General features: G+C 70.6%; 1 protein-coding gene. It reads left to right on the top strand.

Going from position 1 to position 1,499, the window contains the following annotated elements:
- Positions 1–157 precede the first annotated feature (157 nt).
- On the top strand, positions 158–1,499 hold a 1,342-nt coding region (locus tag POF73_RS45665; protein WP_272125449.1), incomplete at its 3' end, for a beta-ketoacyl reductase.

Below are 1,499 nucleotides of genomic sequence, written 5' to 3'. Positions count from 1 at the left end.
GGTGCTGGATTCGTGGCGTTATCGGACGGTGTGGCGTTCGGTGACGGTGCCGTCGGCGGGCCGGTTGTCGGGGACGTGGCTGGTCGTCACCCCCGGTGGTGACGCGCCGGTGGAGGAGGTCAGGGAAGCGCTGACGGCTGCCGGTGCGGAGGTGTCCGTGCTGGAGGGCCTCGACCAGGAGGTGCTGGCGGATGCCTCGGGTGTGGTGTCGCTGCTGGCCTGGGATGAGGAGTCCGCGTCCGCTGCTTCGGTGAAGTTGGTGCAGGCCCTGGCGGATGCGGGGCTGGAGGCGCCGTTGTGGGTGTTGACGCGGGGTGCTGCGTCGGTGTCGTCGGCGGATGATCCGGTGTCCGCGGTGCAGACGCAGGTGTGGGCGCTCGGGCAGGTGGCCGGCTTGGAGCAGCCCGGCAGCTGGGGCGGTCTGATCGACCTTCCGGTGGAGTGGGACGAGCGGGTGGCGTCCTCGCTGGCCGCGGTGCTTGCCGCGGGGCAGGGTGAGGACCAGGTCGCGGTGCGCTCGTCGGGCGTGTACGGACGTCGTCTGGTGCGGTCCCCTCTGGGTGCCAACCCGGCCCCCGTGCGGCAGTGGAGCCCGTCGGGCACGGTGCTGATCACCGGTGGTACCGGTGGTGTCGGCGGGCACCTGGCGCGCTGGCTGGCTAAGGAGGGCGCGGAGCGCCTGCTGCTCGTCAGCCGAAACGGTGAAAACGATGAACTCGCCGCAGAACTGGGTGACTTGGGTGCCGAGGTGACGTTCGCCGCGTGCGACGTGACCGACCGGGCCGCGCTGGCGGAGGTGCTGGCCGGGATACCGGACGAGCACCCCCTGACCGCTGTCTTCCACGCCGCGGGCGTGTCCGGTTACGAGCAGCTCGTCACTGCCGGTTCCGAACACTTCACCGAGGTGCTCTCCGCTCGTGTTCTGGGGGCGCGTCATCTGGACGGGCTGACCACCGAACTGGGCCTGGATCTGGATGCGTTCGTGGTGTTCTCGTCGGGTGCTGCGGTGTGGGGCAGTGCGGGTAATGGGGCGAATGCTGCTGCGGGCGGTTTCCTGGATGGTCTGATTCGGGGCCGTCGGGCGCGTGGTGTTGCGGGTACGTCGGTGTCGTGGGGTGGCTGGCGGGCCACGGCGATGGCGGTGGGTGATACGGCGGAGCAGTTGTCGCGGCGTGGTGTGCGGTTGCTGGAGCCGGAGTTGGCGGTTCGGGCGTTGCGGCAGGTGTTGGAGCAGGACGAGGTGTCGGTGACGGTGGCCGACATGGACTGGTCGTTGTTCACGCCGGGGTACACGATGGCCCGGCGTCGTCCGCTGATCGAGGACATCCCCGACGTCGCCCAGGCGCTGAACGCGGCCACCGAGACCGATGAAGCCCAGGACGCGGTGGGCGAGGGACTGCGTGCCCGGCTCGCCGGGCTGGCGGAGGTGGAGCAGCAGGCGTTGCTGCTGGGGCTGGTGCGCGGGGAGGCCGCGCAGGTGCTGGCCCACGGATCGACCA

The sequence above is a fragment of the Streptomyces sp. HD genome (assembly GCF_028369295.1).
In the GTDB taxonomy this organism is placed as follows: Bacteria; Actinomycetota; Actinomycetes; order Streptomycetales; family Streptomycetaceae; genus Streptomyces.
This window is presented reverse-complemented; position numbering and strand designations above follow the sequence as displayed.